The following is a 23,942-nucleotide window of genomic DNA, read 5'->3' on the forward strand; positions in this document are numbered from 1 at the left end:
CTTTGCCGTGCGTGCTCAGCGGTGGCGCAGCAGGATGTCCTTGACCTCGCGCAGGGCCGCGTCGACCTCGGCCTCGAAGTAGCCACCCGGAACCAGCCCGAACTGCAGCGTGTCGAGCTCGTTCTCGGGGACGGGCATCGGGCCGCGGCCGGTCATGGCCTGCAGGATGCTCTCGAACAGCCGGTCCACCTGCACCGGGTCGTAACCGCTGCCGAACCGGCGCGGCTGGAACGTGCGGCGCAGCTGGTCCACCCGGTAGAGCTCGGGGCTGCCGCCGGGGCCGCCACCCATCGGGGGACCCCCCATCGGCGGACCACCCATGGGCGGGCCGCTCATCGGGGGCGCGCTCATCGGCGACGGGCCGCCGAAGCCGCCCCGGTCCCGGTCGGGCATGCGGATCTCGGCCGTCATGTCGGTCTTGCCGTGCCGGCCCGGCTCGAAGCCGTCGTAGCTGCCCGTGTCGTAGCCGGCCGGAGCCGGGGGCCGCTGCTGTTGCTGCGGCTGACCGTACCCGGGCTCCTCGTAGCGGCCGTACGGGTCCGGAGCGGGCATCTGGGGGCGCTGCGGGAGCTGCTGCGGCTGCATGCGGTCCTCGCGGCCGTACGGGTCCTCGCGGGCGAACTGGCTCTCGCGGGCGTACTGGTCCTCGCGGGCGAACTGGTCCTCGCGGGCGTACTGACGGTCGTCGCGCACCGGTGCGGGCAGGCGCTCGGTGGGCGGCGCGGACCGGCCCAGCGCCTGGCTCATCCGGTCGCCCGGCATGCCGCCGCGCATCGGCTCCGGCTGCATCCGCTCCGGGGCCATCCGCGGGTCGGCGGAACGCCCGCCGCGGTCCTCGAACTCGGCGAGCTGCCGCTCCACCCGGTCCAGGTGCAGGTCCACCTGCCACTCGTCGTAGCCGCCGAAGCGCACGCGGAAGACGACGTCGTGCACCTCCTGGGCACCGACGGGCGCGCCGGACTGCTCACCGGCCAGGGTCGCCTCGACCCGGTCCAGGAAAGCGTCGACCTCGTCGACCTTGTAGCCGCGGCGCAGCGCGCGCCGCCGGAAGCGCTGTCCCTGACTCGTCACAACGTCTCCCAAATCAGCGTCCGCAGGGAACTGAGCCCCGTCATCGTGCCACCTCCGCGTCGGCGACGGCGCCCCCAGCGTCCACCACCGTCAGCTCACTTGCGGCCAATTGGCCGCATGCACCGTCGATCTCCCGCCCCCGGGTGTCTCGGACCGTGGTCGCCACGCCCGCGTCGCGCAGCCGGCGGACGAACTCCCGCTCGACCGGCTTGGGGCTGGCGTCCCACTTGCTGCCCGGCGTCGGGTTGAGCGGGATGAGATTCACATGCGCCAGCTTGCCGTGCAGGAGCCGGCCAAGCAGGTCGGCACGCCAGGGTTGATCGTTTACGTCCCTGATCAGGGCGTATTCGATGGAGATCCGACGACCGGTCTGCGCCGCGTAGTCGAACGCGGCATCGAGCACCTCGGCCACCTTCCAACGCTGGTTGACGGGCACAAGCTCATCGCGCAGATCATCATCGGGGGCGTGCAGGGACAGCGCAAGAGTCACGGACAACCCTTCGGCGATGAACCGGCGCATTGCGGGCACGAGGCCCACGGTGGAGACGGTGATGTGCCGTTGTGAGAGACCCAGGCCCTCCGGGGCCGGAGCCACCAGCCGGCGCACGGCCTCGATCACCCGCGGGTAGTTGGCCAGCGGCTCACCCATGCCCATGAACACGACCCGGGACAGCCGCGGCGGCGACCCGGTGACCGCGCCGGAGGCGGCGACGCCGGCGAGATAGACGACCTGGTCGACGATCTCCGCGACGGAGAGGTTGCGGGTCAGGCCGGCCTGGCCGGTGGCGCAGAACGGGCAGGCCATGCCGCAACCGGCCTGGCTGGACACGCACGCGGTGATCCGGTCGGGATAGCCCATCAGGACGCTCTCGACCATGGCGTTGTCGTGCAGCTTCCACAGCGTCTTGCGGGTGGCGCCGTCGTCACAGGCCAGCTCGCGCTGCGGGGTGAGCAGCGTGGGCAGCAGGTCTTCGGTGAGCTTGGCGCGCGACGCGGCGGGCAGGTCGGTCATCGCGGCCGGGTCACGCACCAGCCGCCCGAAGTAGTGGGTGGAGAGCTGCTGGGCACGGAACGCGGGCTCGCCGAGCTCGGCGACGGCGGCGCGACGGCCGGCCAGGTCAAGGTCGGCGAGGTGGCGCGGCGGCATCGCGGGGCGACGGCGGGTGACCACCGCGTCGGGGGTGTCGGGGCTGGTCGGGATGACCGGAAGAATCGTCATGGCGTATCCAGTCTCCCACGTCGGGCGCACATGCCTACCCCGGCGGCGCGATGAGCCAGAGCAGCAGGAAAGCCGTCGGCACCGCGAAGAGGATCGAGTCGAGCCGGTCCATCAGGCCGCCGTGACCCGGCAGCAGGTTGCTCATGTCCTTGATGCCGATGTCGCGCTTGAGCATCGACTCCGCCAGATCGCCCAGCACGGCGACCACCGAGAGCACGGCACCGAACAGCAGACCCCAGTAGAAGGGGACGTCGAGCAGGAAGTACGCCAGCGCGGAGCTCCCGACAGCCGACGCGACCACCGAGCCGGCGAAGCCCTCCCAGGACTTCTTGGGGCTGATCGTGGGGGCCATCGGGCGCTTGCCGAAGAAGACGCCGGCCGCGTAACCGCCGGTGTCCGACAGCACCACCGCGAGCAGGGTGATGAGCACCCGGTAGTCGCCGTCGTCGGGCTTGGCCAGCAGCACCCCGAAGCTGAGCAGGAACGGCACGTAGACGGCGATCAGGGCCGTGGCGGCGAAGTCCCGGCCGAGACCCTCGGTGCCGTCGGCCAGCCGCCACAGCAGCGTGGCCAGGACGGTGACCGCCAGACCCAGGATCAGCGCGTCCGTGCTGCCGTACCAGGCCAGGCCGGTCATCAGCACGCCGCCGGTGACCAGCGGGATCAGCGGCGGCCGGGCGCCGGTGACCTTGAGCGCCCGGACCATTTCCCAGATGCCCAGGCCGGCGGCCAGCGCGATGACCCCGAGGAAGGCCGGCTTCCAGACGAACAGGGAGGCCAGGACGACCAGGATCATGCTGACCCCGACCGCGATGGCGGCGGGCAGGTTGCGGCCCGCGCGGCCGGCCGGCTTCACCGGCGGCTTGCCGGCACGCCCGGCCCGGCGCCGGCCCGGTCCACGGGATCCCTCCGCTTCGGTCGCGGTCAGCTCCCACTCGGCCTGGGACGTCGAGGTGGCGGCCACCGGCGGATCCCAGTGCGGGGCGACCGGCTCGGGGCCGGGTGTGAAGGCGTTCCACACCGGGCCGGTCTCGGCCGCCTCCTGAGCGGCCTGGCGGCGGTGCGCCGCGTACGGGTCGGGCTCCTCGGCGGGCACGTCGAGGCCGTACGGGGCCGGGACGTCGGGTTGCCCGGACGCCCGGCCACCGGAAGGGGTCTGCCCACCGCGGGGCTCGAGGTACGACATCAGACCTCGAGCAGCTCTGCTTCCTTGTTCTTGACCAGCTCGTCGACCACCGCGACATAGCGGTGCGTGACGTCGTCGAGCTCCTTCTCGGCGCGGCGGCCGTCGTCCTCGCCGGCCTCGCCGTCCTTGACCAGGCGGTCGAGCTGCTCCTTGGCCTTGCGGCGCACGTTGCGGATCGCCACGCGCCCCTCCTCGGCCTTGGTGCGCGCCACCTTGATCATCTCGCGGCGGCGTTCCTCGGTCATCTGGGGCAGGTTGATCCGCAGCTGCGTACCCTCGTTGTTGGGGTTGACCCCCAGGTCCGAGTCGCGGATCGCGCGCTCGATCGGGCCCAGCTGGGACGCGTCGTACGGCTTGACGATCACCATGCGCGGCTCCGGCACGCCGACCGAGGCCATCTGGGTGATCGGGGTCAGGGCGCCGTAGTAGTCGACGACGATCTTGGAGAACATCGCCGGCGTGGCCCGGCCCGTACGGATCGCGGCGAACTCCTCCTTGGCGTGCTCGACCGCGCTCTCCATCTTTTCTTCGGCCTCGAAGAGGGTCTCGTCGATCACCGCTCCGTCGCCTCCTTGTTCCTCGTGGTCGTTGCGAAAGTGTGGGGTAAGCGCGGGATCACGTGGTGATCAGGGTGCCGATCTTCTCACCGCTGACGGCGCGGACGATGGTGTCGTCGCCCTGGGCGCCGAAGACCAGCATCGGCAGGCCGTTCTCCTCGCAGAGGCTGAACGCGGCCTGGTCGGCGACGCGCAGGCCCTGCTGGAGCACGCTGGCGAAGGTGATGTGGTCGATCTTGCGGGCGTCCGGGTCGGTCCGCGGGTCGGCGGTGTAGACCCCGTCGACGCCGTTCTTGCTCATCAGCACGAGGTCGGCGTGGATCTCCAGCGCGCGCTGGGCGGTGACCGTGTCCGTGGAGAAGTACGGCATGCCGGCGCCGGCGCCGAAGATGACGACGCGGCCCTTCTCGAGGTGCCGGATGGCGCGCAGCGGGATGTACGGCTCGGCGACCTGGGCCATCGTGATCGCGGTCTGCACCCGCGTCTCGATGCCCTCCTTCTCGAGGAAGTCCTGCAGGGCCAGGCAGTTCATGACCGTGCCGAGCATGCCCATGTAGTCGGCCCGGTTGCGGTCCATGCCGCGCTTCTGCAGCTCGGCGCCGCGGAAGAAGTTGCCGCCACCGACGACGACCGCGATCTGCACGCCGCGGCGGGTGGCCGTGGCGATCTGGCGGGCGATGCCCTGCACGACGTCGGGGTCGACACCCACCGCGCCGCCGCCGAAGACCTCGCCGGAGAGCTTCAGCACGACCCGCCGGGGCCGCTCGGCCCGGGGCGCCGTGACCTCGTCCATCACGACAGCCTGCTCGGTCACCATCGTCATGCCGGTCCGCCCTTTCCTTCGCTGACTCCGAGACCCTATGTGACGGGGAGGCCGGGCCCTTGTCTCGCGTCCCGGCCTCCCGCGCAGTGCGCTGGTGCCTGGATTACTCCTGGCCGACCTCGAACCGGACGAAGCGGGTGACTTCGATCCCGGAATCGGCCGTGACCTGCTTGACGGTCTTCTTGTTGTCGGTGACCGACGGCTGCTCCAGCAGGACGAAGTCCTTGAAGAACGAGTTCACCCGGCCCTCGACGATCTTGGGCAGCGCCTGCTCGGGCTTGCCCTCCTCGCGCGCGGTCTGCTCGGCGACGCGACGCTCGGTCTCGACGGTCTCGGCGGGAACTTCCTCACGGGTGAGGAACTTCGGCCGCATGGCCGCGATCTGCATGCCGACCGCGCGGGCGTCGTCGGCGCCGGCCTCGTCGGTCTTGCCGGTGAACTCGACCAGCACGCCGACCTGCGGCGGCAGGTCCTGCGCCTTGCGGTGCAGGTAGACCGCGACGTTGCCGTCGAGGATGGCGAAGCGGTTGAGCACGATCTTCTCGCCGATCTTGGCCGAGAAGTCCTGGATCACGTCGGCCACGGCGCGGCCGTCGGCCAGCGTGGAGGCCAGCAGCGCGGCGGCGTCGGCCAGCTTGGCCTGCTCGCCGTGCTCGACCAGGGTCTGACCCAGTGCGACGAAGTCGGGGGTCTTGGCGACGAAGTCGGTCTCGCAGTTGAGCTCGAGCAGCGCCTTGCCGGAGTGCGCCACGATGCCGTTGGCGGCGGTGCGGCCGGCCCGCTTGCCGACGTCCTTGGCACCCTTGATGCGCAGGAACTCGACGGCCTGGTCGAAGTCACCGTCCGACTCGTCGAGCGCCTTCTTGCAGTCCATCATGCCGGCGCCGGTGAGGTCGCGGAGCTTCTTCACGTCCGCGGCGGTGTAGTTGGCCATGACTCTCTCTCGATGCTTGAGGTCCGGGATCTTCCGGGGCCGGCCGCCGCGGGGCGGCGGCCGGCTTCCTTGAAGTTTGTTACTCCGCGGTGGCGGCGACCTTCTGAGGGGCGTCCGGTACGGCGTCGACGGCCGGGGTGGCGTCGTTGCCGGCAACGGCGGGGGCAGCCTCGCCGGCGGCCGGCGCAGCGGCGGTCTCGGTGTCAGCGGCCTTCTTGTCGGCGCCCTCGTAGAGGTCGCGCTCCCACTCGGGCAGCGGCTCACCGGCGGCGACGGTGCCCGGCTCGGGCTTGTCGTCGGCGTTGCCGCGGTTGCGGCCGGAGCGCTTGATCAGACCGTCCGCGACGGCAGCGGCGATGACCTTGGTCAGCAGCTCGGCCGAGCGGATCGCGTCGTCGTTGCCCGGGATCGGGAAGTCGACCTCGTCCGGGTCGCAGTTGGTGTCCAGCACCGCGATGACCGGGATGCCCAGCTTGCGGGCCTCGTCGACGGCGATGTGCTCCTTCTTGGTGTCGACGACCCAGATCGCCGACGGCACCTTCGTCATGTCCCGCAGACCACCGAGGGTCTTGGTGAGCTTGGTCTGCTCACGGAACAGCTGAAGGGTCTCCTTCTTGGTGTAGCCGGCGGCGGTGCCGGTGAGGTCACCGATCGCCTCGAGCTCCTTCATGCGCTGGAGCCGCTTGTACACCGTCTGGAAGTTGGTCAGCATGCCACCGAGCCAGCGGTGGTTGACGTACGGCTGGCCCACGCGGGTCGCGTGCTCCGCGATCGCCTCCTGGGCCTGCTTCTTGGTGCCGACGAAGAGGATGTGGCCACCCTCGGCAACGGTGTCCCGGACGTACGCGTAGGCCTTCTCGATGTAGTCGAGGGTCTGGCGCAGGTCGATGATGTAGATGCCGTTGCGCTCCGTCATGATGAATCGCTTCATCTTCGGATTCCAGCGCCGGGTCTGGTGCCCGAAGTGGACACCGCTCTCCAGCAGCTGACGCATGGTCACGACGGCCATGGTGAATTGCTCCCTGCTATTCCCTGGTTGTCACGCTCACCGGCGGTGTGCGTCCTGGCGCCCGGTCGCCGGCCCAGGCGGGCCCGAAAGGAATTCGGGACCAGGGAGGACCGTCGCTGACGGCTCATGACCCCTCGCCGGAAGGTGCAGCCGGTGAGTGATCAATCGTGGCTCGTGCAGAAGGCGCGCGAAGTCGACCGCACAGGGCGGTCGCCGTGGACAAGCATACGCCGTGGGCGACGCGGCCCGCTTCCGGGCGGACGCCGCCCGAATTCCGGGGCTTTTGTCGGATTAAGCGACGGCGAGCGCGGCAGCCAGCAGCAGGACCAGACCGATCGGGAGGTACGCGAGCGGCGGCCGCAGCCAGGCGTCCCGGGCACCCGTCCGGCCGCCACCGGCCAGCGAGTACAACCCGAAGCCGGTCAACGGGAGCCCGAGGGTCAGCAGGACCGCGGGCACGACGCCCCGGGCGGTCGCGTCGTCGACGAATGCGGCCCGGATCAACAGCAGCAGCGCCGGGATCAACAGGACGACCGTGACGCCGGCGAACACGATGGCCGAAACCGGACGGCGGGAGCGGTACACCGGGTCGGGGGCGCCGGGCCGGACACCGCCGCCCGTCATGGGAACCATGCTGGTCGGTTCGTTGTAGGGGGACGCCGCCGGCGGCGGGGGCTCGGGCGTGGCGCCGTACGTGGTGGTCGTGGTGACCGTGGAGACGGCCGGGGCGTCGGCGAGCGAGGTGGCACCGCTGCTCGGCCGGACCGCCGGATACTCGGGCCCGCGCACCGGGATCCGGATCGAGCCGGAATCGGCGGACGACAACGCGTGGCTGCCGGAGGTCGTCACCGGATCGGGTGACGCATAACCGGCCGGTGGCGCCGAGTACGGGTCGGCGGAGCGCTGGTCCGGCAACCGGAACGCGCCACTGGGGCGCTCGTGCACAGCCGAGTCGTACGGGTTCGTCTCGGGCGCCTGAGCTGCGTACGGGCTCGGGACCTCGGTTGCCCGCTGCCCGGTGTACCAGCTGGGTTCCGGCTCTTCGGCGTACCGGCGATGTCCTTCCACGATTTCGCACCGTAGGTGACGCGGGGTCGGGATGCCACCGCTGGGACTTATCAGATGCCGACGATGACGCTGCGGTTATCCACAATCGCGCTCTGTCCACAACCGGTCAGGCACGAGCCCCTCGGATGCGCGACGGTCGCCGCCATGACAACGGAGAGAAGGGCGGTCGGCGCGTACGGCGAGCGCCTGGCCGAGCGGCACCTGCGCGATCAGGGCCTGGTGGTGCTCGCCCGCAACTGGCGCTGCGCCGAGGGCGAGGTGGACCTGATCCTGCGCGACGGCGACGACGTCGTCTTCTGCGAGGTCAAGACCCGCCGCGGCGCCGCCTTCGGCACACCGGCCGAGGCGATCCGCCCGGCCAAGGTCCGCCGCCTGCGCCGGTTGGCGGCCCGCTGGCTCGGGGAGACGGGAGTGCACCCCAGAGAGGTCCGCTTCGACGTCGTGGCGGTGCTCCCCCAGCCGCGCGGAGCGACCGTGGTCGAGCACGTCCGAGCGGCGTTCTAGGTGAGCTACGCACGGGTGCTCTGCGTCGGCCTCGTCGGCGTCGAGGGCCACCTCGTCGAGGTCGAGGCGGACCTGTCGCCCGGCCTGCCGGCGGTGGTCCTCACCGGCCTGCCGGACACAGCGCTGCACGAGGCCCGCGACCGGGTGCGGGCCGCGGTGGTGAACTCGGGTCAGAGCTGGCCCAACAGACGCATCACGGTGAACCTGCTGCCGGCCACAGTGCCCAAGCACGGCAGCGCGTTCGACGTCGCGATCGCGTGCGCGCTGCTGGCCGGGGCGGGCGAGCTGCCGCCGGCGGCGCTGGAGGGCGTGGTGGTGCTGGGCGAGCTCGGCCTGGACGGCGCGGTACGGCCGATCCGCGGGGTGCTGCCGATGGTGGCGGCGGCCGCGCGGGCCGGGATCAGCCGGGTGATCGTGCCGCTGGGCAACGCCCGCGAGGCGACCGTGGTGCCCGGGATGACGGTTCGTGGGGTCGACTCGCTGCACCGGCTGGTCGCGTACGTCCGGGGCGAGGACCGCCTGCTGGAGCCGCCGCCCGCGCAGCCACCGCAGGCCTCCGGCGGACCGGACCTGGCCGACGTGGCCGGTCAGGAGCTGGGTCGATACGCGCTCGAGGTGGCGGCGGCCGGCGGGCACCACCTCGCGTTGATCGGCCCGCCCGGCGCGGGAAAGACCATGCTGGCCGAGCGCCTGCCGTCACTGCTGCCCGAGCTGGACGACACGTCGGCCCTGGAAGTGACGGCACTGCAGTCGATCGCGGGCGTGCTCCCACCGGACGGCGGCCTGGTACGCCGTCCCCCGTTCCAGGCGCCCCACCACAGCGCGAGCCTGGCGGCGCTGGTCGGCGGAGGGTCGGGGCTGGCCCGCCCGGGCGCGCTGTCCCTGGCGCACCGCGGGGTCCTGTTCCTGGACGAGGCACCGGAGTTCGCCAACGCGACGTTGCAGGCGCTGCGGCAGCCACTGGAGAGCGGGCGGGTGCGGCTGGCCCGGGCCCGGGGCAGCACCGAATATCCGGCCCGGGTCCAGGTGGTGCTGGCGGCGAACCCGTGCCCGTGCGCGAACCCGGCGGGAGACCAGTTCTGCGTGTGCCCGGCGACGGCCCGCCGCCGGTACCTGGCCAAGCTGTCCGGTCCCCTGCTGGACCGGATCGACATCCAGATCCGGATCCAGCCGCTGAGCGCCGCCCAGCTGATGACGACCACTGGGCCCGCCGAGTCGTCCGCCCTGGTGGCCGCGCGGGTGGCCGAAGCGCGGGCGGCGGCGGCTGAGCGGTGGTCGGAGGCGGGGTGGCGGGTGAACGCGGAGGTGCCGGGATCGCACCTGCGACGGCCGCCATGGCGACTGGCGGCCCGGGACACGGCGGCGTTGCGGGCGGGACTGGACCGAGGGTCACTGTCGGCGCGGGGATTCGACCGGATCTTGCGATTGGCGTGGTCGATCGCGGATCTGGACGGGCGGGACCGGCCGACGGGCTCGGACGTGCACGAGGCGGCACAACTACGAATGGGAGAGGCCCATGACCGAAGAGACCAGACCTGACCAGCAGCTGCCGCCCCTGCCACGGGATGCCCGGCAAGCCCCGCCGTCATCCTCGCTTTGGGATGCCCGGCAAACCCCTGCACCACCCTCGCCGCGCGACGCCCGGCAAGCCGCTCCGTCATCCGCGCTTCGGGATGCCCGGCAAACCGCTCCGCCATCCGCGCTTCGGGATGCCCGGCAAACCGCTCCGCCAACCTCGCCGCGCGACCCCCGGCAAACCGCTCCGCCATCGTCGCTTCGGGATGCCCGGCAAACCGCTCCGCCGTCCTCGCCTCGGGATGTCTTGCAATCCGCGGCGTCGGCCTTGCCACGGGTTTTTGTGGAGTCTGGTGCGGCGCCGGAGCCGGCTGCGGTGGGTGCGGAGCTGGCGCCGGTTGTCCCGCTGTGGCCGGATGGCCGCTCGGGTGCCGTGATCAGATGGCCGCTCGGCGGACGGCACCGCCGCCGACGCCGTCCCTGGCTGACGCTCACCTCACAGATCCCGTCCGGGGATGACGACGGCGGGAGGGCGGCATGAGCGGGTCGCGGCCCGGTGACGACGCCGACCGGATGGCGCGGGTCGCCCTCACCTGGCTCGCCGAGCCCGGCAACCGGGCCGTGTGGCAGCTCGTACAGGCGGGCGGCGCCGAGGCCACCCTCAACCGGCTGCTGGACGGGGACGTCCCGGAGGCGACATTGCGCGCCGCGGTCATCTCCCGGTCGAGCGCCGGCGACCCGCGCCGGCTGGCCGAGGCAGCGCTACGTCGCGCAGACCGGCTCGGCGCCCGCGTGGTGGTCCCGGCCGATCCGGAGTGGCCGGCCGGAGTGGACACGCTCAGCACCCTCGAACTCGACGGCGGCGACCGGATCAACCGGGACGTCCGCCCGCCGCTGTGCCTGTGGGTCCGGGGCGGCCGGCGGCTCGATGAGGCGTTCGCTCGATCGGTCGCGGTGGTGGGCGCCCGCGCGGCGACCAGCTACGGCCTCCACGTGACCAACGAGCTCGCGTACGGGCTGGCGGAACACGGCTGGTCGGTGGTGTCCGGCGGCGCGTTCGGCATCGACGCGGCGGCGCACCGGGCAGCGCTGACGGCGGGCGGGCTGACGGTTGCCGTGCTGGCGTGCGGGGTCGACCGGCCGTACCCGGTGGGGAACTCCGCCATGTTCGAGCAGATCGCCGAAAGCGGTCTGCTGATGAGCGAGTGGCCGCCGGGCTCGGACCCGCTGCGCCACCGGTTCCTGATCCGCAACCGGGTCATCGCGGCGGCGACAGCGGGAACGGTCATCGTCGAGGCGGCCGCCCGCAGCGGCGCGGTGCAGACGTTGAGCAGGACGGTCGCACTGGGCCGGCGGGCCATGGTCGTACCGGGCCCGGTGACGTCAGCGATGTCGGTGGGCTGTCATGAGCTGCTGCGCCGGCATCCCGAGACGGTGGTCGTGACCGGTACGGCTCAGGTGCTCGAAGAGGTCGGCCGGATCGGCGAATACCTGGCAGAGATACCGCGGGGCCGGGATCACGTCCGGGACGACCTGGACGAGGACTCCGCGCTGGTGCTGGAGGCGATCCCCCGCCGCGGAACGGTCGGCCCGGAGGAGCTGGCGGCAAGAGCAGGGCTGGGCGTACGCACGGTGCTGCGCCGGCTCTCGCTGCTGGAGATGGCCGGCCTGGTGGTACGCCGGAGCGACGGCGTGGCACTGGCCCGCCCGACCAGGCGAGCGCCGCCGGGTCCGGTGTAGACGGCGGCGTCAGGCCTCGACGTCGTCGACGTCCCGCCGGTGCGCCTTCATCCAGGCCTCGACGTCCTCGGTCGCCCAGACCTTGCCCTGGGCCAGATCAGCGACAGGCGCGGGAAAGTCCGCCCTGCTGGTGATCTGGTACGCGCGCTGACGACTGACCCCACCCAGGCGAAGGCGGATCTCGTGCGCGCCCATCAATCGAATCGGCTTGCTTCCCACATGATCGACCGTAGACGTATGACTATTAGTCATGGGTCAACTTCGCAAACGACAGCTAGTCGCTGGTCAACTAGGTTGGCCGCATGACTCCCCACGCCGACCGGTCCCCGGGTGCCCGGTCGCACGACTCCCCGGCCCTGCGCGGGTTCCCGGTCCTGTGCGGATCCCTGCCCTTACGCGGATTCCCGGCCCTGCGCGACTCCCCGGTCCTGCGCGGATCCCTGCCCTTACGCGGGTTCCCGGCCATTCCGTATGGGCGCGGCCTCGGAAGCCAGTAGCCGGATGACCATTCCCGACAAGCGGTCCCCGGAAAGGCGGCCGGATGAGCATTCGTCGCAGGCGGCGTCTTGACCCGGTCCCGCACGAGCCGTCCCACAGACGCCTCTGGCAGTCGTGGTGGCGACGGTGCTCGTGCGGACTCCGAGCCCCGTGCGTGGACCGCCTGGTCCCCGCACCGCGACTACCGTTCCCTCCGGCCCGGGACGGCCGAAGTGCACCGGTCACCGACCCGCCGCCGGGCGGTGACACCGGAGACATCAGCCCGCCGAACGTCGCGAGTGCCCGGCACCACCAGACAAGCCGGCCAGCAGGCACACCGACCGGGCACGACGTGGCTCGCAAGTTCATCCGCCGCGCGCTGGCGCACCAGGACGCCAAACACAAGATCGCCCAGGCGGCGCGCCCGGCGCACCAGGACGCCAAACACGAGATCGCCCAAGCGGCACGCCCCGCGCACCACGACGCCAAACACGAGATCGCCCAAGCGGCACGCCCCGCGCACCACGACGCCAAACACGAGATCGCCCAAGCGGCGCGCGGGGCGAATGTCGACGCGCCCGCGCCCGGCAGCTACGCGGCCCACACGCATGTCAGCGGTGACAGCCGACCAGAGCGATCCGCGCCGTCGCCGCGAGCCCGGGTGTCACCAAGCCACCGCCTCCCCACCCCGCCGCGCAGATCGGCGGGTTGTTCGACGGGCTGGTGCTGGTCGACCCCGGGCTCGTGTCCCCGACGTGGTGGCGACCGGAACCGGACCTCGACCCAGGCGAGGACACCCGGCGGATACGCGCCGGTGTCACCCGCTGAGCACTCGGCCGGGAGCCGTCGCAGCCGGCACCGGTCACGACCCCGCTACCGCGAACCCTCACGGAGGAAGGAACATCGTCATGCCGTCAGCGGAGCCGACGCGGCTCACCGACGACCTGTGGCTCGCCGCGCACGACGGCGTCAAAGGCGCTCGCTTGATCGGGGACTGGCCGCTCGGGGTCGGGCTGGCCACCGGGTTGCTCGCCGAACTCGTCCACGGCGGGTTTCTGGAGCTGCGCGAGGGCGAACTGTTCCGCACCCAGGACGCGACGGCCGCCCTGCCGAGCGATCCCGCGCTGCGCCCGGTGCTGGTCACGATGCAGGCCGAAGAGCAGACCTGGCCTGCCCCGCCCGTTCCGGCCCAGGTACGGGCGACAGCGCACGAGGAGCAGTGGGGTCCACGGGCCTGGGAGCGCGGCGCCTGGCCACCGCCGGTGCAGCAGGAGACGCGGCACCGCCGGCCCGGTCACCCGCTCAACGCGTGGATCTCGTACCTGGCCTACGACAGCCGCGCGGAGGCTCGAGTTCTCGACCGGCTGTCCCGCACCGGGCTGGTTCAGCGCGAGGAGCACCGCCGGCTCTTCGGCGGCACCACGGTGCGATACGTGCCCTTCGACTCGTACGCCTCCGGGACACCGGCGAACACGATCACCCACGCCGTGCAGACCGGCCGAACCCTGCCCTGGGCCGACGTCATTCTCGCGGGTCTGTTCCTGGCGACCGGGCTGCACCACCACGCGCTGGCCACGCTGTCGCCGTACGAGCGGTCTTTGCTCACCCAGCAGATCCAGACCGGCCTGACCGACCCGGTCGGGTCCGGCGTCAAAGCGATGTTGCGAGAGCTGCTGCACGCGGCGGACGCCGCGATCGGCGAGGCCGCGATGCGCTGACCACCCGATGCATTCCCTACCCCTCAACCCTTTTGCAGGAGGAACCCCGGTGTCCGCACCTCCCTCTGTCGTCCAGACCGGCATCTCGTACGCGCTCGCGCGCAACCGGCTCGGCCCGTTCGCGATCGGCTCGGCCATCGCCTCCAGCGTGGCCCCGCTGACCGTCATCACCCTGGTCGTGCCCCTCGCGTTGGCGGCGACCGGCCTGCTCGGTTTCCCGATCGCGATCATCGCCGTCGCCGCGATCCTGATGATCTACGCCGTCGGCTACCTCGCCATGGCCCGGCACATCCCCAACGCCGGCGCGTTCTACGCCTACGTCGCCCACGGCATCGGCCGCCCGTTCGGCGTCGGCACCGCCTGGTTCGCCCTGGCCACCTACACCAGCTTTCAACTGTGCTGCTACGGCGCGTTCGGCGCCGCCATCGGCGCACCGCTGCTCAGCGACTGGCTCGGCTTCGACGTGCACTGGTTCATCCCCGCCGTCCTCGCCTGGGCCCTGGTCGCCCTCCTCGGCGCCAACGAGGTCAAACTCTCCGGCTACGTCCTGGTCTTCCTCGTCATCGCCGAAACCGTCCTGGTCGTGCTCTACAGCCTGGCCATCATGCTCACCTCCGGCTTCACGTTCTCCGGCGCCGCGATGAACATCAGCGACCTGTCCGGGCCCAGCCTCGGCGTGCTGATCGTGCTCGGCGCGACCTCGTTCGCCGGCGTCGAACAATCGGTGGTCTACATCGAGGAGAGCAAGGACCCCCGACGCACCATCCCGACCGCCACCTACGTCACCATCGCCGTCATCGGCGCCGCCTACGCCCTCGCCTCCTGGGTGCAGATCTCCGCCGCCGGACCGAAGCCCATCGACCGGGCCACCGCCGAAGGCGCCGACCTGTTCTTCAACGAAGCCACCGTCATGCTCGGCCACGCCGCAGTCACCGTCGGGAAGATCCTGCTCGGCACCGGCCTGATCGCCGCACTACTGGCCTTCCACAACGCCATCGCCCGCTACACCTTCGCCCTCGGCCGCGAAGGCGTCCTGCCCCGGCTGTTCGGCCGCACCACCATCAAAGGCGCGCCCCGCAACGCCTCCCTCGCCCAGACCACCCTCGCCCTCGGTGTGCTGATCCTCTACGCGATCGCCGGCTGGGATCCCCTCGTGCAGTTGTTCTACTGGGGCTCCACCACCGGCGGCCTGGGCATCCTGCTGCTCTACACCCTGACCAGCATCGCCGTCATCGGCTTCTTCACCGGCAACACACACGGCGAAAACCTGTGGCAACGCCGCATCGCACCCCTGCTCGCCACCGCCATCCTGCTGGCCGTGGCATACCTCGCCATCGACAACCTCGCCGGCCTCTACGGCGTCACCCCAGGAACCGGCCCCGCCCGCATCGTGCCCATCGCCCTGTTGCTGATCTTCGCCGCCGGCACCACCTGGGGACTGATCCTCCGGCGCACCCGACCCGACGTCTACGAAGGCATCGGTCGCGGTGCCCGCAGCGCCACCGCCTCCACCTCCGGTCTGTCCGCCATCCTCTGATCGAAAGGGCTCACCCGTATGACCAGCACCGACGCCACCCCGACGCTGCGCCTCGCCGGCCCGGACGACACCGACACCGTGGCCGACATCGTCGCCGACGCGTTCGATCACCTGAAGGTCATCCACTATCTCGTCCCCGACCCGTCCCGCCGCCGGACGATCACCCGGGACTGGTACCGGCTGTACATCGCCCACGCCATCAACGGCGCGGGACAGGTGGTCGTGAGCACAGATGCCGGCGCCGCCGCCGTCTGGTTCGACCGCACCCACGAGGTGCACGAGCCCGAGGGCTACGAGAAACACCTCGCCGATCTCGCCGGTGAGCACCTGCCCCGGTTCCAGCACCTCGATCTGCAGATGGAAGCCCACCACCCCACCGACCCGCACTGGCACCTGCTGTTCCTCGCCGTACGCCCCGACCGGTGGAGCCAAGGGCTGGGCAGCCGGCTGATGGATCACACCCACAGCCGGCTCGACACCGACGGCATCCCGGCCTACCTGGAGGCCACCGGCCTGCAGAACCGGGCCCTGTACCGGCGGCACGGCTACCAGGACATGAACCCGCCCACCATCGCGGTCACGGGCGACACCGTGCTGTACCGCATGTGGAGGCCCGTGCAGAACGGCTGACGACCCCAGCCCCGGACCGAAACCCACGTTCGATCAAGGACCCCTATCGCCATGACGAAACCCTCACCCGACGCCCGCGACCCCGACGCCCTGACGGCGGAGCGGCGACGTGACCTCGAACGTCACGTCGCCGCCTACGGCGAGAATCCGATCGACATATCCCGCCCGTCGCCGGCCCGCCGCTACAACGACCTGCAGGGCGGCAAGGACAACTTCCGGGCCGATCGTGACTCCGCCGCGAAGTTGCAGAAGGCCCTGCCCAGCATCCGCCTGGCCGCCAAGGAACTTCGCCGGTGCATGGAGCGCCAGGTCGCCTACCTCGCCGAGCGGGGGGTGCGGCAGTTCCTCGACATCGGATGCGGGTTGCCGCAGGAACCGAACGTGCACGAGGTCGCCCAGGCCGTCGACCCCAGCAGCCGCATCCTGTACGTCGACTGCGACGAGCTGGTCGGCTCCCACTCCCGCGCGCTGCTCATCGGCACGCCGGAGGGCACGATCCAGTTCCTGGACGGCGACCTGACCGACATCGGTACGGTCCTGAACCACGAGACCACCCGCGAGGTGCTCGACTTCAACCAGCCGATCGCGGTGCTGCTCCTGGCCGTGCTGCACTTCATCGTCGACGACCAGCAGGCGTACGCGGCCGTCGACCAGCTCAAAGCCGCCCTGGCCCCCGGCTCGTACGTGGCTCTGACCCATGTCACCTACGATCCGCTCGATTACGGGACAGCCGCGCATCTCGCCGAGCTGGCGGCGAGCATGGAGCACGGACCGTTCAAGGCACGCACTCGCCCGGAGGTCGTAGCGTTCCTCAGCGGATTGGAGCTGGTCGAGCCGGGCGTGGTGTCGACCGTCGAGTGGCTCCCGGGACGCGACCCGAAGCCGCAGGCCGCCCCGAACCAGGCAGTCGCATATGCCGCGATCGGACGCCTGCCGTGATCGTCACCCCATGCCCCGCCGACATGCCACCGCCGCGGGATGGCCCGCGATGCACCAAAGCGGTCGGCCAGACACTTCGCGACTGACCGGTCTCTCGGGAGCGGCGCGGCAGCGGGAGCTGCGCGGCAACCAGAGCGGCAGCAGGCGAAGGAAGGGGCACGGCGAGCGCGGGCGCGACAACGGACCCGGTTCGGGCATCTGCTGTCCACGCTTCTCGGGCTACTCGCCGCGCCGAGCCGAACCCGTTTCCTGATCACGTCGGTAGTTGTAAACGATGAAGCCGCTGTAGTCCGCCAAGGTGTCGTACAACGCCCGGCCATCACGATTGTCCAACGTGGTGTTCCAGTACAGACGCGGGGCGTCGTGTTTCTCCGCGTCTCGCGCCACCCAGTGCAGGATGGCCGTCGCGACGCCCTGCCGCCGAGCCCCCGGAGCCACGAACAGATCGGCCAGATAACACCGACCAGCTCCCCAAAGGCTGGTGTGGAAGTAGTAGTGAGCCAGCCCCACCATTGCCCCGTCAATCCGGGCAGTGGCCCCGCGGATCTCATCGCGGTCGACCAGCCGGCGCCAGGTCCGGTCGTAGTGGGCATCACTGATCTCAGTGCCGAAGTGCTCGTTGTAGCGCCGGGTCAGAGCCTCCCATTCGCTGTGATCCTCTTCGCCCAGGAGGCTGATCTCCACCATTCCGCCCATCCTCACCGCAGCTCACCGTCTGTATGTCAATACAATGACGTACCGTGAATGTCATGATCGACCCCTCGGCTGACCGCGCGGTTTTCCGCCAGCTCGCCGATCTCCTGCGCGACCAGATCCAGTCGGGCGCGCTCGCGCCCGGCGAGCCGCTGCCCAGCGAACTGCGTCTGGCCCAGGAGCACGGCATCAGCCGCACCACCGTGCGCCAAGCGATCGGCCAGCTCCGCACCGAAGGCCTGGTCACCGTCGACCGGCCACGAGGGACATTCGTCCGCGTCCCGGAACCGACCGAGCTCATCACCTTGCGCCGCGGCGAGAAAGCCGGCGCCCGCATGCCGACCGACGCGGAGCGCCGCGCCTACCGCCTCGCCGAAGGCGTCCCGGTCCTGGTGATCACGGCACCCGACGGCACCACGACCGTGCACCCGGCAGACCGGGTCCAGCTGACCCGTCCTTGAGCCCGGCGCAGCCCCTACTTCCGGGTCCGGCGGCGGTATCCGTGGGCCGCGTCCCACGACTCGATGACCAGGTGATCCGCGGGCACCCCGAGATATGTGAGGGACACCTCCGTCACGTCGACGCGGAAGTAGCCCGCCCCCGGCACCGGCTCCTCCCCCGGCGCCGGCATCTCCACCGCCTGACCGGCCAGCTTCGCGTCGCCGGGCCACTGATCCGGTGCGTCCACCGGCGGCTCCAGGGTCGGGCTGTGCACCGCTATCCGGGGATCGCGCCGGACGTCGAGCAGCTTCATCGAGCCGCCCATCATGCCGAACGTCACTTCGCCGTTGTCGAACTTCAGCTCCGTCGCACTGATCCGCGGCGCACCGTCCCGCCGCAACGTCGCGATCGTCTTGTTCGTCCCGGCGTCGAACCGCGCCCGCACCTTCGCCGCGAACTCGGCGAACTCGTCTTCGATCTCCTGCCACCTCGCCATGCACCGACCCTATGAGCCGGGTCTGACAAAACTCAGAACAGGTTGTACTGCTCGATCGCGATCGTGAAGCCGTGACCGGACTCGGTGTTCTCGCAGCGCATCGCCTTGCTGTCACTGCTGCACAGGAAGTCCCCGGCCCGCAGCGACTTGCCGTAGGCGAGCATCTCTTTCCCACCCAGCACAGTGTCACCGGCACACGTGAAAGTCGCCTCTTCCGCCTGATGCACGGAGACGCCCGAACCCCAGTCGAGGTCGCAGTCAGCCGGCGCCGGCGGTGGCTGCCAGTTCTTGCGGACGATGTCGCAGCGGGCCCCCGACTTGTCGAGGTAGCAGCCGATGTTCCCGGACGGCGACACGAAGTTCGCCTCGCTGACCTTCTCCGGCGGCTGCGGGGACGGCGACGCGGCTCCGGGCGGCGGCGCGTCACCCAGTGCCGCGTTGGTGGCCAACACCTGGGTGGTCGGTCGCGGCCCCACCGGATCCGGCGACGCCGAACATGCCGTCAGGGCCACCATCAGCGTGATCACCCCGACCAGTCCGGCCCATCCGCGCGCTGCTGACACGTCACCTCCCAAAGGCGGAATGATAAGGGCGTGGAGCAAGAACAGTGAGCACCCGCGACGTACACGAATCGCTGCCGCCCGCGATGCGCGCCGCGGTCGACGACTTCGCCGTGCACCTGGCCCGCGTCGACAACCGCTCCGCGCACACTGTGCGGGCATATGTCGGGGATGTCGTATCGCTGCTCGACCATGCGGCGGCTGCCGGCTGTGCCGCCCCGGCCGATCTGGACATCACGGTGCTGCGGGGCTGGCTCGCGCAGCGGATGACCGACGGCGCCGCGCGTACCTCCCAGGCTCGCCGGGCCGCCGCGGCCCGGACCTTCACCGCCTGGGCGCACCGGTCCGGGCTCTGCCCGGCCGACGCCGGCGCGCAGCTGGCCAGCCCGCGGGCCCACCGCGACCTGCCGTCGGTGTTGCGCGCCGACCAGGCGGCGGACCTGGTCGTCACCACGGCCGACCCCCATGCGGTACGCGACCGAGCGGTCCTGGAACTGCTCTACGCGACCGGCGTACGGGTCAGCGAGCTCTGCGGCCTCGACACGGCTGACATCGACGAGGGGCGCCGGGTGATCCGGGTCTTCGGCAAGGGCGCCAAGGAACGCATGGTCCCGTACGGCATCCCGGCCGAGAAGGCCCTCGACGACTGGCTGCGTAACGGCCGCCCGGCCCTGGCCCGTCTCGGTAGCGGCGACGCCCTCTTCCTGGGCGCACGCGGCGGCCGGCTCCAGCAGACAGTGGTCCGCCGGATCGTGGCGGCAGCCGCCCAGGCCGCGGGCCTGCCCCACACCAGCCCGCACGACCTGCGGCACTCAGCGGCCACCCACCTGCTGGACGGAGGCGCAGACCTACGCGCGGTCCAGGACCTCCTCGGCCACTCCTCACTGTCGAGCACCCAGATCTACACCCACGTCTCCACCGAACGCCTCCGCGCCGCCTTCAAACAAGCCCACCCCCGAGCCTGACCCCGGCCGCCGGCCGACCCGTCGCCCCGCCCGGCGGCCGCGGGCGGGCCGCAACCCGGCGACCGCCACAGGCCCGCAGCCCGACGACCGCCACAGGCCCGCGACCCGGCGGCCAGCCCGCGGGCTGGCCGCGGCCGGGCAACAAGCGCAGGCGCGCCCACGACCCGCCGCGGACTGACCCCAGCCCGGCAACAAGCACAGGCACACCCACGACCCGCCGCGGACTAACCCCAGCCCGACAACAAGCGCAAGCACACCCACGACCCGCCGCAAACTAACCCCAGCCCTGAAACAAGCGCAAGCACACCCACGACCCGCCGCGGGCTGACCGCACGCGCGCCACGACCAAGCGTCGGCCCGTCTGGGTAACGACCGCGACGGACCCGCCGGCACCACGTACGATCAGGGCGTGAGCGTCGGAGACCCGCCCCCGCCCATCCCGGGAGCGCGGCTCCTCTTCTCGCTCGACCCGGCCACCGCCTATCTCAACCACGGCTCCTTCGGTGCCGTCCCGATCGGGGTGCAGCGCGCCCAGCAGCGGCTGCGGGACGAGGTCGAGCGCAATCCGATGTCGTTCTTCGCTGCGCCGGGGCTGACCGACCGGATCGTCCATACCCGACGGCATCTGGCCGACTTTCTCGGCGCCGACCCGGACGGCAGCGCTCTGGTGCCGAACGCCACCGCCGCCGTCTCGCTGGTGCTGCAGTCGATCCGGCTGACCTCCGGTGACGAGGTGCTGCTCACCGACCACGGCTACGGCGCCAACGCGATCGCGGTGCGGCGGCAGTGCCGGCGGGACGGGGCCAGTGCGCGGACCGTCGCGTTGCCGCTGGATGCCTCCGACGCCGAGGTGGTGTCGCGGATCCGGGGGGCGTTGCGGCCCGGCAAGACCAAGCTGCTGATCATCGACCAGCTCACCTCGCCGACCGCGAAGGTGCTGCCGGTGCGCGCGATCGCCGCTGCCGCCCGGGAGCACGAGATCCCGGTGCTGGTCGACGCCGCGCACGTGCCCGGCATGCTGCCCGTCCGGGTCGACCGGCTCGGCGCCGACTTCTGGGTGGGCAACCTGCACAAGTGGGCCTTCGCTCCGCGGGGCACCGCTCTGCTCGCCGTCGCCCCGGGCTGGCGCCGGCGGATCGAGCCGCTCGTCGTGTCCTGGGAGCACGACTCCGGCTTCCCGCTGTCGGTCGAGTCGCAGGGCACCATGGACTATTCGCCCTGGCTGGCCGCGCCGGCCGGGCTCTTCACCCTGCGCACCCTGGGCGTCGAGGCGGTGCGGCGGCACAACGCGGCGCTCGCGGCGTACGGTCAGCGGCTGGTCGGGGCGAGTCTCGGCCTGGCGCCCTCCGACCTGCCCGACCCCGGCGCGGCCGAGGCGGCCATGCGGATCCTGCCGCTGCCGTCGGGGATCGCCACGACGCAGCCGGAGGCGCACGCCCTGCGCCAGCAGATCGCCGACAAGCTGGCGACGGAGGTCGCGGTGAACGCGTGGGGCGGCCGCGGCTGGCTGCGGCTGAGCGCCCAGGTGTACAACCGGCCGGAGGAGTACGAGAACCTGGCGGAACGCCTGCCACCCCTGCTGGCGTCCCTGCGCTGACATCACAGCGGCAGCAGCCGGACGCGCCCGAGACCGAGCAGCGTCAGCGGGTCCAGGTAGTCCGCGCCCCGGCGCAGTCCCCAGTGCAGACACGCCGCCTCGGGACAGCCCGGATGGCCGGGCGCCAGCGTGCCGAGCCTCTCCCCCGCCGCGACCATGTCACCGGGTCTGCGCGCCTCGACGACAACCGGCTCGTAGGTGGTGCGCAGTCCGCCCGCATGGGCGACGCTGACGACCCCACGTCCCGCCACCTGGCCGGCGAACACGACCGTCCCCGTACCGGCGGCCCGGACCACAGCGCCGGGTGCGGCAGCCAGATCCGTGCCGCGATGACCGGCCAGCCACGGCTGCGGCGGCGGGTCGAACCGCCGCGCGACCCGCGCAGCATCGACCGGCCAGCCGAACTCCGCACCGACGCGCCATCGGTCGACCGCCGCCGTGCCCGGGCCGAGCATGGAAGCCGGAGCGGGTCTCTCGGGAGCCGCCGGGAGACCGGACAGGACCATGAGGGCCGTAAGCAAGAGCACCATGCCAGGCATGGTGCTCTTGTCCGGCATGGGCCGCGACCCGCCCTGTGGACAACCGCGGCCGCCCGGTCAGCTCCCGCCGAAACCGGCCTCGTCCGGCAGGGAGATGTCCGGCTTCTCCAGCTCCTCCACGTTGACGTCCTTGAAGGTCATCACGCGGACGTTCTTGACGAAGCGGGCCGGCCGGTACATGTCCCAGACCCACGCGTCGTGCATCTCGACCTCGAAGTAGACCTCGCCGTCGGAGTTGCGGACGTGCAGGTCCACCTGGTTCGCCAGGTAGAACCGGCGTTCCGTCTCCACCACGTACGAGAACTGTCGGACGATGTCGCGGTACTCCCGGTAGAGCTGCAGCTCCATCTCGGTCTCGTACTTCTCGAGATCCTCTGCGCTCATCGCTTCTCGCCCTCCATGGCCTCATCTTCCCCCACCGGCACCGGCGGCCGAGGCTGCTCGCCCGACGCCACGCCGACGGTACCCTCCACTGCTGGCCAGAGCATCAGCGGCTCGGCGTTGACCGGGGGCAGAACCGCGGGGCGGCGGGCCCGAGGGGGCCGGTTGCCGCGCCCGGAGACGGCCGCCACGTTCACGTACGAGAAGCGGTGCTCCGCGCAAGGGCCGTGCCTGGTCAGTGCCGCGCTGTGCTCATCGGTGATGTAGCCCTTGTGCACCGCGAAGCCGTAGTCCGGGAACCTGCCGTCCAGCTCCACCATCAGCCGGTCCCGGGTGACCTTGGCGAGCACACTGGCCGCCGCCACACAGGCCGCCACCCGGTCGCCTTTCCAGACCGCGAGGCCCGGTGCCCCCAGCCCGTCGACCGGGAAACCGTCGGTCAGGACGTACTCGGGGCGGGTGGTCAGCGACGCGAGCGCGCGGCGCATCGCGGCCAGGTTGCAGACGTGCAGGCCGCGGCCGTCCACCTCGGCCGGCGGGACGATCACCACCGACCAGGCCAGCGCCCGCGTGACCACCTCGTCGTAGACGCGTTCGCGGGCGGCCGCGGTGAGCAGCTTGGAGTCGGCCAGTTCGTCGATCTCGCCGCGCTTGCCCTCGGGCAGGATCGCCGCGGCCGCGACCAGCGGGCCCGCACAGGCGCCCCGGCCGGCCTCGTCGGCCCCGGCGACGTGCCGGAAGCCACGGCGCTGCAGCGCCCGCTCAAGGGCGTAGAGGCCGCCTTCGCGGCGGACCACCGTCCGGGGCGGACTCAGCATCAGAGGACCTTACGCAGCAGGTCGGCGAGCCCGATCGGGAAGATCTGCTCGGTCGAGGTGTCGAGCTCGGCCACGGACCACCAGCGGTGCGCGGTGATCGTGCGCTGCTCCTCGGGGTCGAAGCCGGTGGTGTCGACCTGCCACGAGTCGATCCGCAGCAGGAAGAAGTCCTGGTCCTGGCGGTACTGCCGGTTGTCGTAACTGAACTCGGTGGTCTCGTGGTGCACCGGCTCGCCCAGCTCGGCGGGATCGGCCCGCAGGCCGGTCTCCTCCAGCAGCTCGCGGGCCGCGCCCAGAGCGGGCGTCTCGCCCTCGTTCAGCCCACCGCCGGGTGTGAACCACCAGTGCTGGTCCGCGCGTGCCGGGTCACCGCCGTGCAGCAGCAGTACGCGCTCCGCAGCATCGATGAGAAGCACCCGGGCGGCCCGGCGGTCGATGAACGTCACGCCCCCAGCCTATTGCGCCGATGGTCGATCTTGACGCCGGGTCAGTGGCCCGGCGCCGGGCCAATTGCCCGGCGCCGCG

The 23,942-nt window shown here is 71.5% G+C and carries 26 protein-coding genes; 10 read left to right on the forward strand and 16 right to left on the reverse strand.

What is annotated here, in order from left to right:
* Window positions 1–15: 15 nt before the first annotated feature.
* From AB0C12_RS19850 to AB0C12_RS19885, 8 genes are all read right to left on the reverse strand, one after another.
* Window positions 16–1,071: a DivIVA domain-containing protein gene (locus AB0C12_RS19850; RefSeq protein ID WP_360549882.1), complete on the reverse strand. Its 1,056-nt coding sequence runs from the start codon at window positions 1,069–1,071 to the stop codon at window positions 16–18.
* Between the two features lie 40 nt (window positions 1,072–1,111).
* Window positions 1,112–2,290 carry a 23S rRNA (adenine(2503)-C(2))-methyltransferase RlmN gene (gene rlmN, locus AB0C12_RS19855; RefSeq protein WP_360549884.1) on the reverse strand — a complete coding sequence of 393 codons (1,179 nt, stop codon included), beginning with the start codon at window positions 2,288–2,290 and terminating at the stop codon, window positions 1,112–1,114.
* 34 nt (window positions 2,291–2,324) lie between these two features.
* Window positions 2,325–3,476: a phosphatidate cytidylyltransferase gene (locus AB0C12_RS19860; protein WP_360549886.1), complete on the reverse strand. Its 1,152-nt coding sequence runs from the start codon at window positions 3,474–3,476 to the stop codon at window positions 2,325–2,327.
* Window positions 3,476–4,033, reverse strand: coding sequence for a ribosome recycling factor (frr, locus tag AB0C12_RS19865; protein WP_360549888.1), 558 nt, complete (start codon window positions 4,031–4,033; stop codon window positions 3,476–3,478). Before frr ends, AB0C12_RS19860 begins: the two co-directional genes overlap by 1 nt.
* Before the next feature lie 58 nt (window positions 4,034–4,091).
* Window positions 4,092–4,856, reverse strand: coding sequence for a UMP kinase (gene pyrH, locus AB0C12_RS19870; protein ID WP_360549890.1), 765 nt, complete (start codon window positions 4,854–4,856; stop codon window positions 4,092–4,094).
* Window positions 4,857–4,959: 103 nt separating this feature from the next.
* Entirely contained in the window at window positions 4,960–5,790 is an 831-nt protein-coding gene (gene tsf, locus AB0C12_RS19875) for a translation elongation factor Ts (protein WP_360549892.1), read from the reverse strand.
* Between the two features lie 79 nt (window positions 5,791–5,869).
* Window positions 5,870–6,799: a 30S ribosomal protein S2 gene (rpsB, locus tag AB0C12_RS19880; RefSeq protein ID WP_360549893.1), complete on the reverse strand. Its 930-nt coding sequence runs from the start codon at window positions 6,797–6,799 to the stop codon at window positions 5,870–5,872.
* Between the two features lie 291 nt (window positions 6,800–7,090).
* The gene (locus tag AB0C12_RS19885; protein ID WP_360549895.1) at window positions 7,091–7,867 is read right to left on the reverse strand and encodes a hypothetical protein; all 777 of its coding nucleotides are present in this window, start codon (window positions 7,865–7,867) and stop codon (window positions 7,091–7,093) included.
* Between the two features lie 144 nt (window positions 7,868–8,011).
* On the opposite strand from AB0C12_RS19885, the gene AB0C12_RS19890 reads away from it, so the two are divergent.
* From AB0C12_RS19890 to dprA, 3 genes are all read left to right on the forward strand, one after another.
* Complete coding sequence (locus AB0C12_RS19890) at window positions 8,012–8,371, forward strand: YraN family protein (RefSeq protein WP_360549897.1); 360 nt, start codon at window positions 8,012–8,014, stop codon at window positions 8,369–8,371.
* Complete coding sequence (locus AB0C12_RS19895; protein ID WP_360549899.1) at window positions 8,372–9,910, forward strand: YifB family Mg chelatase-like AAA ATPase; 1,539 nt, start codon at window positions 8,372–8,374, stop codon at window positions 9,908–9,910. It begins immediately after the preceding gene.
* Window positions 9,911–10,423: 513 nt separating this feature from the next.
* On the forward strand, window positions 10,424–11,626 hold the full coding sequence (dprA, locus tag AB0C12_RS19900) for a DNA-processing protein DprA (RefSeq protein WP_360549901.1): 1,203 nt from the start codon (window positions 10,424–10,426) through the stop codon (window positions 11,624–11,626).
* A 9-nt stretch (window positions 11,627–11,635) separates the two neighbouring features.
* Here the strand turns inward: dprA and AB0C12_RS19905 are convergent, their stop codons facing one another.
* The gene (locus AB0C12_RS19905; RefSeq protein ID WP_360550559.1) at window positions 11,636–11,821 is read right to left on the reverse strand and encodes a DNA-binding protein; all 186 of its coding nucleotides are present in this window, start codon (window positions 11,819–11,821) and stop codon (window positions 11,636–11,638) included.
* A 1,190-nt stretch (window positions 11,822–13,011) separates the two neighbouring features.
* Here AB0C12_RS19905 and AB0C12_RS19910 point away from each other — a divergent pair.
* Genes AB0C12_RS19910 through AB0C12_RS19925 form a run of 4 tightly spaced genes read left to right on the forward strand, consistent with a single transcriptional unit; the run spans window position 13,012 to window position 16,927 of the window.
* Entirely contained in the window at window positions 13,012–13,821 is an 810-nt protein-coding gene (locus AB0C12_RS19910; protein ID WP_360549903.1) for a GPP34 family phosphoprotein, read from the forward strand.
* Between the two features lie 49 nt (window positions 13,822–13,870).
* Window positions 13,871–15,358, forward strand: a complete 1,488-nt coding sequence (locus AB0C12_RS19915) for an APC family permease (protein ID WP_360549904.1) — start codon at window positions 13,871–13,873, stop codon at window positions 15,356–15,358.
* Window positions 15,359–15,376: 18 nt separating this feature from the next.
* The gene (locus tag AB0C12_RS19920; protein WP_360549906.1) at window positions 15,377–15,988 is read left to right on the forward strand and encodes a GNAT family N-acetyltransferase; all 612 of its coding nucleotides are present in this window, start codon (window positions 15,377–15,379) and stop codon (window positions 15,986–15,988) included.
* A 51-nt stretch (window positions 15,989–16,039) separates the two neighbouring features.
* Complete coding sequence (locus AB0C12_RS19925) at window positions 16,040–16,927, forward strand: SAM-dependent methyltransferase (RefSeq protein WP_360549908.1); 888 nt, start codon at window positions 16,040–16,042, stop codon at window positions 16,925–16,927.
* A gap of 219 nt (window positions 16,928–17,146) precedes the next feature.
* Here the strand turns inward: AB0C12_RS19925 and AB0C12_RS19930 are convergent, their stop codons facing one another.
* Window positions 17,147–17,614: a GNAT family N-acetyltransferase gene (locus tag AB0C12_RS19930; RefSeq protein ID WP_360549909.1), complete on the reverse strand. Its 468-nt coding sequence runs from the start codon at window positions 17,612–17,614 to the stop codon at window positions 17,147–17,149.
* A 62-nt stretch (window positions 17,615–17,676) separates the two neighbouring features.
* Between AB0C12_RS19930 and AB0C12_RS19935 the strand changes: the two genes are divergently transcribed.
* On the forward strand, window positions 17,677–18,081 hold the full coding sequence (locus tag AB0C12_RS19935; RefSeq protein ID WP_360549911.1) for a winged helix-turn-helix domain-containing protein: 405 nt from the start codon (window positions 17,677–17,679) through the stop codon (window positions 18,079–18,081).
* Window positions 18,082–18,095: 14 nt separating this feature from the next.
* Here AB0C12_RS19935 and AB0C12_RS19940 read toward each other — a convergent pair whose 3' ends face one another.
* Entirely contained in the window at window positions 18,096–18,557 is a 462-nt protein-coding gene (locus tag AB0C12_RS19940; RefSeq protein WP_360549913.1) for a pyridoxamine 5'-phosphate oxidase family protein, read from the reverse strand.
* 32 nt (window positions 18,558–18,589) lie between these two features.
* Window positions 18,590–19,120, reverse strand: coding sequence for a DUF6636 domain-containing protein (locus tag AB0C12_RS19945; protein WP_360549915.1), 531 nt, complete (start codon window positions 19,118–19,120; stop codon window positions 18,590–18,592).
* A gap of 83 nt (window positions 19,121–19,203) precedes the next feature.
* Between AB0C12_RS19945 and AB0C12_RS19950 the strand changes: the two genes are divergently transcribed.
* Together AB0C12_RS19950 and AB0C12_RS19955 are read left to right on the forward strand one after the other, a co-directional pair.
* Window positions 19,204–20,082, forward strand: coding sequence for a tyrosine recombinase XerC (locus tag AB0C12_RS19950; protein ID WP_360550560.1), 879 nt, complete (start codon window positions 19,204–19,206; stop codon window positions 20,080–20,082).
* Between the two features lie 409 nt (window positions 20,083–20,491).
* A complete protein-coding gene (locus tag AB0C12_RS19955; protein WP_360549917.1) occupies window positions 20,492–21,679 on the forward strand; it encodes an aminotransferase class V-fold PLP-dependent enzyme in 1,188 nt (395 codons plus the stop codon).
* Between the two features lie 2 nt (window positions 21,680–21,681).
* Here AB0C12_RS19955 and AB0C12_RS19960 read toward each other — a convergent pair whose 3' ends face one another.
* From AB0C12_RS19960 to AB0C12_RS19975, 4 genes are all read right to left on the reverse strand, one after another.
* Window positions 21,682–22,209: a M23 family metallopeptidase gene (locus AB0C12_RS19960; protein WP_360549919.1), complete on the reverse strand. Its 528-nt coding sequence runs from the start codon at window positions 22,207–22,209 to the stop codon at window positions 21,682–21,684.
* 66 nt (window positions 22,210–22,275) lie between these two features.
* Window positions 22,276–22,602, reverse strand: coding sequence for a DUF2469 domain-containing protein (locus tag AB0C12_RS19965; RefSeq protein ID WP_023561849.1), 327 nt, complete (start codon window positions 22,600–22,602; stop codon window positions 22,276–22,278).
* Window positions 22,599–23,417 carry a ribonuclease HII gene (locus AB0C12_RS19970; RefSeq protein WP_360549921.1) on the reverse strand — a complete coding sequence of 273 codons (819 nt, stop codon included), beginning with the start codon at window positions 23,415–23,417 and terminating at the stop codon, window positions 22,599–22,601. Before AB0C12_RS19970 ends, AB0C12_RS19965 begins: the two co-directional genes overlap by 4 nt.
* Window positions 23,417–23,863 carry an NUDIX domain-containing protein gene (locus AB0C12_RS19975; RefSeq protein WP_360549923.1) on the reverse strand — a complete coding sequence of 149 codons (447 nt, stop codon included), beginning with the start codon at window positions 23,861–23,863 and terminating at the stop codon, window positions 23,417–23,419. The genes AB0C12_RS19970 and AB0C12_RS19975 overlap by 1 nt, the downstream gene beginning before the upstream one ends.
* Window positions 23,864–23,942: the final 79 nt, after the last annotated feature.

Source organism: Actinoplanes sp. NPDC048967, assembly GCF_040649415.1.
Lineage (GTDB): Bacteria > Actinomycetota > Actinomycetes > Mycobacteriales > Micromonosporaceae > Actinoplanes.

Coding starts and splice junctions, on each gene's coding strand:
- rlmN (WP_360549884.1), bottom strand. CDS start 2,290: ATGACGATTCTTCCGGTCATCCCGACCAGCCCCGACACCCCCGACGCG.
- AB0C12_RS19860 (WP_360549886.1), bottom strand. CDS start 3,476: ATGTCGTACCTCGAGCCCCGCGGTGGGCAGACCCCTTCCGGTGGCCGG.
- pyrH (WP_360549890.1), bottom strand. CDS start 4,856: ATGACGATGGTGACCGAGCAGGCTGTCGTGATGGACGAGGTCACGGCG.
- tsf (WP_360549892.1), bottom strand. CDS start 5,790: ATGGCCAACTACACCGCCGCGGACGTGAAGAAGCTCCGCGACCTCACC.
- rpsB (WP_360549893.1), bottom strand. CDS start 6,799: ATGGCCGTCGTGACCATGCGTCAGCTGCTGGAGAGCGGTGTCCACTTC.
- AB0C12_RS19890 (WP_360549897.1), top strand. CDS start 8,012: ATGACAACGGAGAGAAGGGCGGTCGGCGCGTACGGCGAGCGCCTGGCC.
- dprA (WP_360549901.1), top strand. CDS start 10,424: ATGAGCGGGTCGCGGCCCGGTGACGACGCCGACCGGATGGCGCGGGTC.
- AB0C12_RS19905 (WP_360550559.1), bottom strand. CDS start 11,821: ATGGGCGCGCACGAGATCCGCCTTCGCCTGGGTGGGGTCAGTCGTCAG.
- AB0C12_RS19910 (WP_360549903.1), top strand. CDS start 13,012: ATGCCGTCAGCGGAGCCGACGCGGCTCACCGACGACCTGTGGCTCGCC.
- AB0C12_RS19920 (WP_360549906.1), top strand. CDS start 15,377: ATGACCAGCACCGACGCCACCCCGACGCTGCGCCTCGCCGGCCCGGAC.
- AB0C12_RS19925 (WP_360549908.1), top strand. CDS start 16,040: ATGACGAAACCCTCACCCGACGCCCGCGACCCCGACGCCCTGACGGCG.
- AB0C12_RS19930 (WP_360549909.1), bottom strand. CDS start 17,614: ATGGTGGAGATCAGCCTCCTGGGCGAAGAGGATCACAGCGAATGGGAG.
- AB0C12_RS19935 (WP_360549911.1), top strand. CDS start 17,677: ATGATCGACCCCTCGGCTGACCGCGCGGTTTTCCGCCAGCTCGCCGAT.
- AB0C12_RS19940 (WP_360549913.1), bottom strand. CDS start 18,557: ATGGCGAGGTGGCAGGAGATCGAAGACGAGTTCGCCGAGTTCGCGGCG.
- AB0C12_RS19950 (WP_360550560.1), top strand. CDS start 19,204: ATGCGCGCCGCGGTCGACGACTTCGCCGTGCACCTGGCCCGCGTCGAC.
- AB0C12_RS19960 (WP_360549919.1), bottom strand. CDS start 22,209: ATGGTGCTCTTGCTTACGGCCCTCATGGTCCTGTCCGGTCTCCCGGCG.
- AB0C12_RS19965 (WP_023561849.1), bottom strand. CDS start 22,602: ATGAGCGCAGAGGATCTCGAGAAGTACGAGACCGAGATGGAGCTGCAG.
- AB0C12_RS19970 (WP_360549921.1), bottom strand. CDS start 23,417: ATGCTGAGTCCGCCCCGGACGGTGGTCCGCCGCGAAGGCGGCCTCTAC.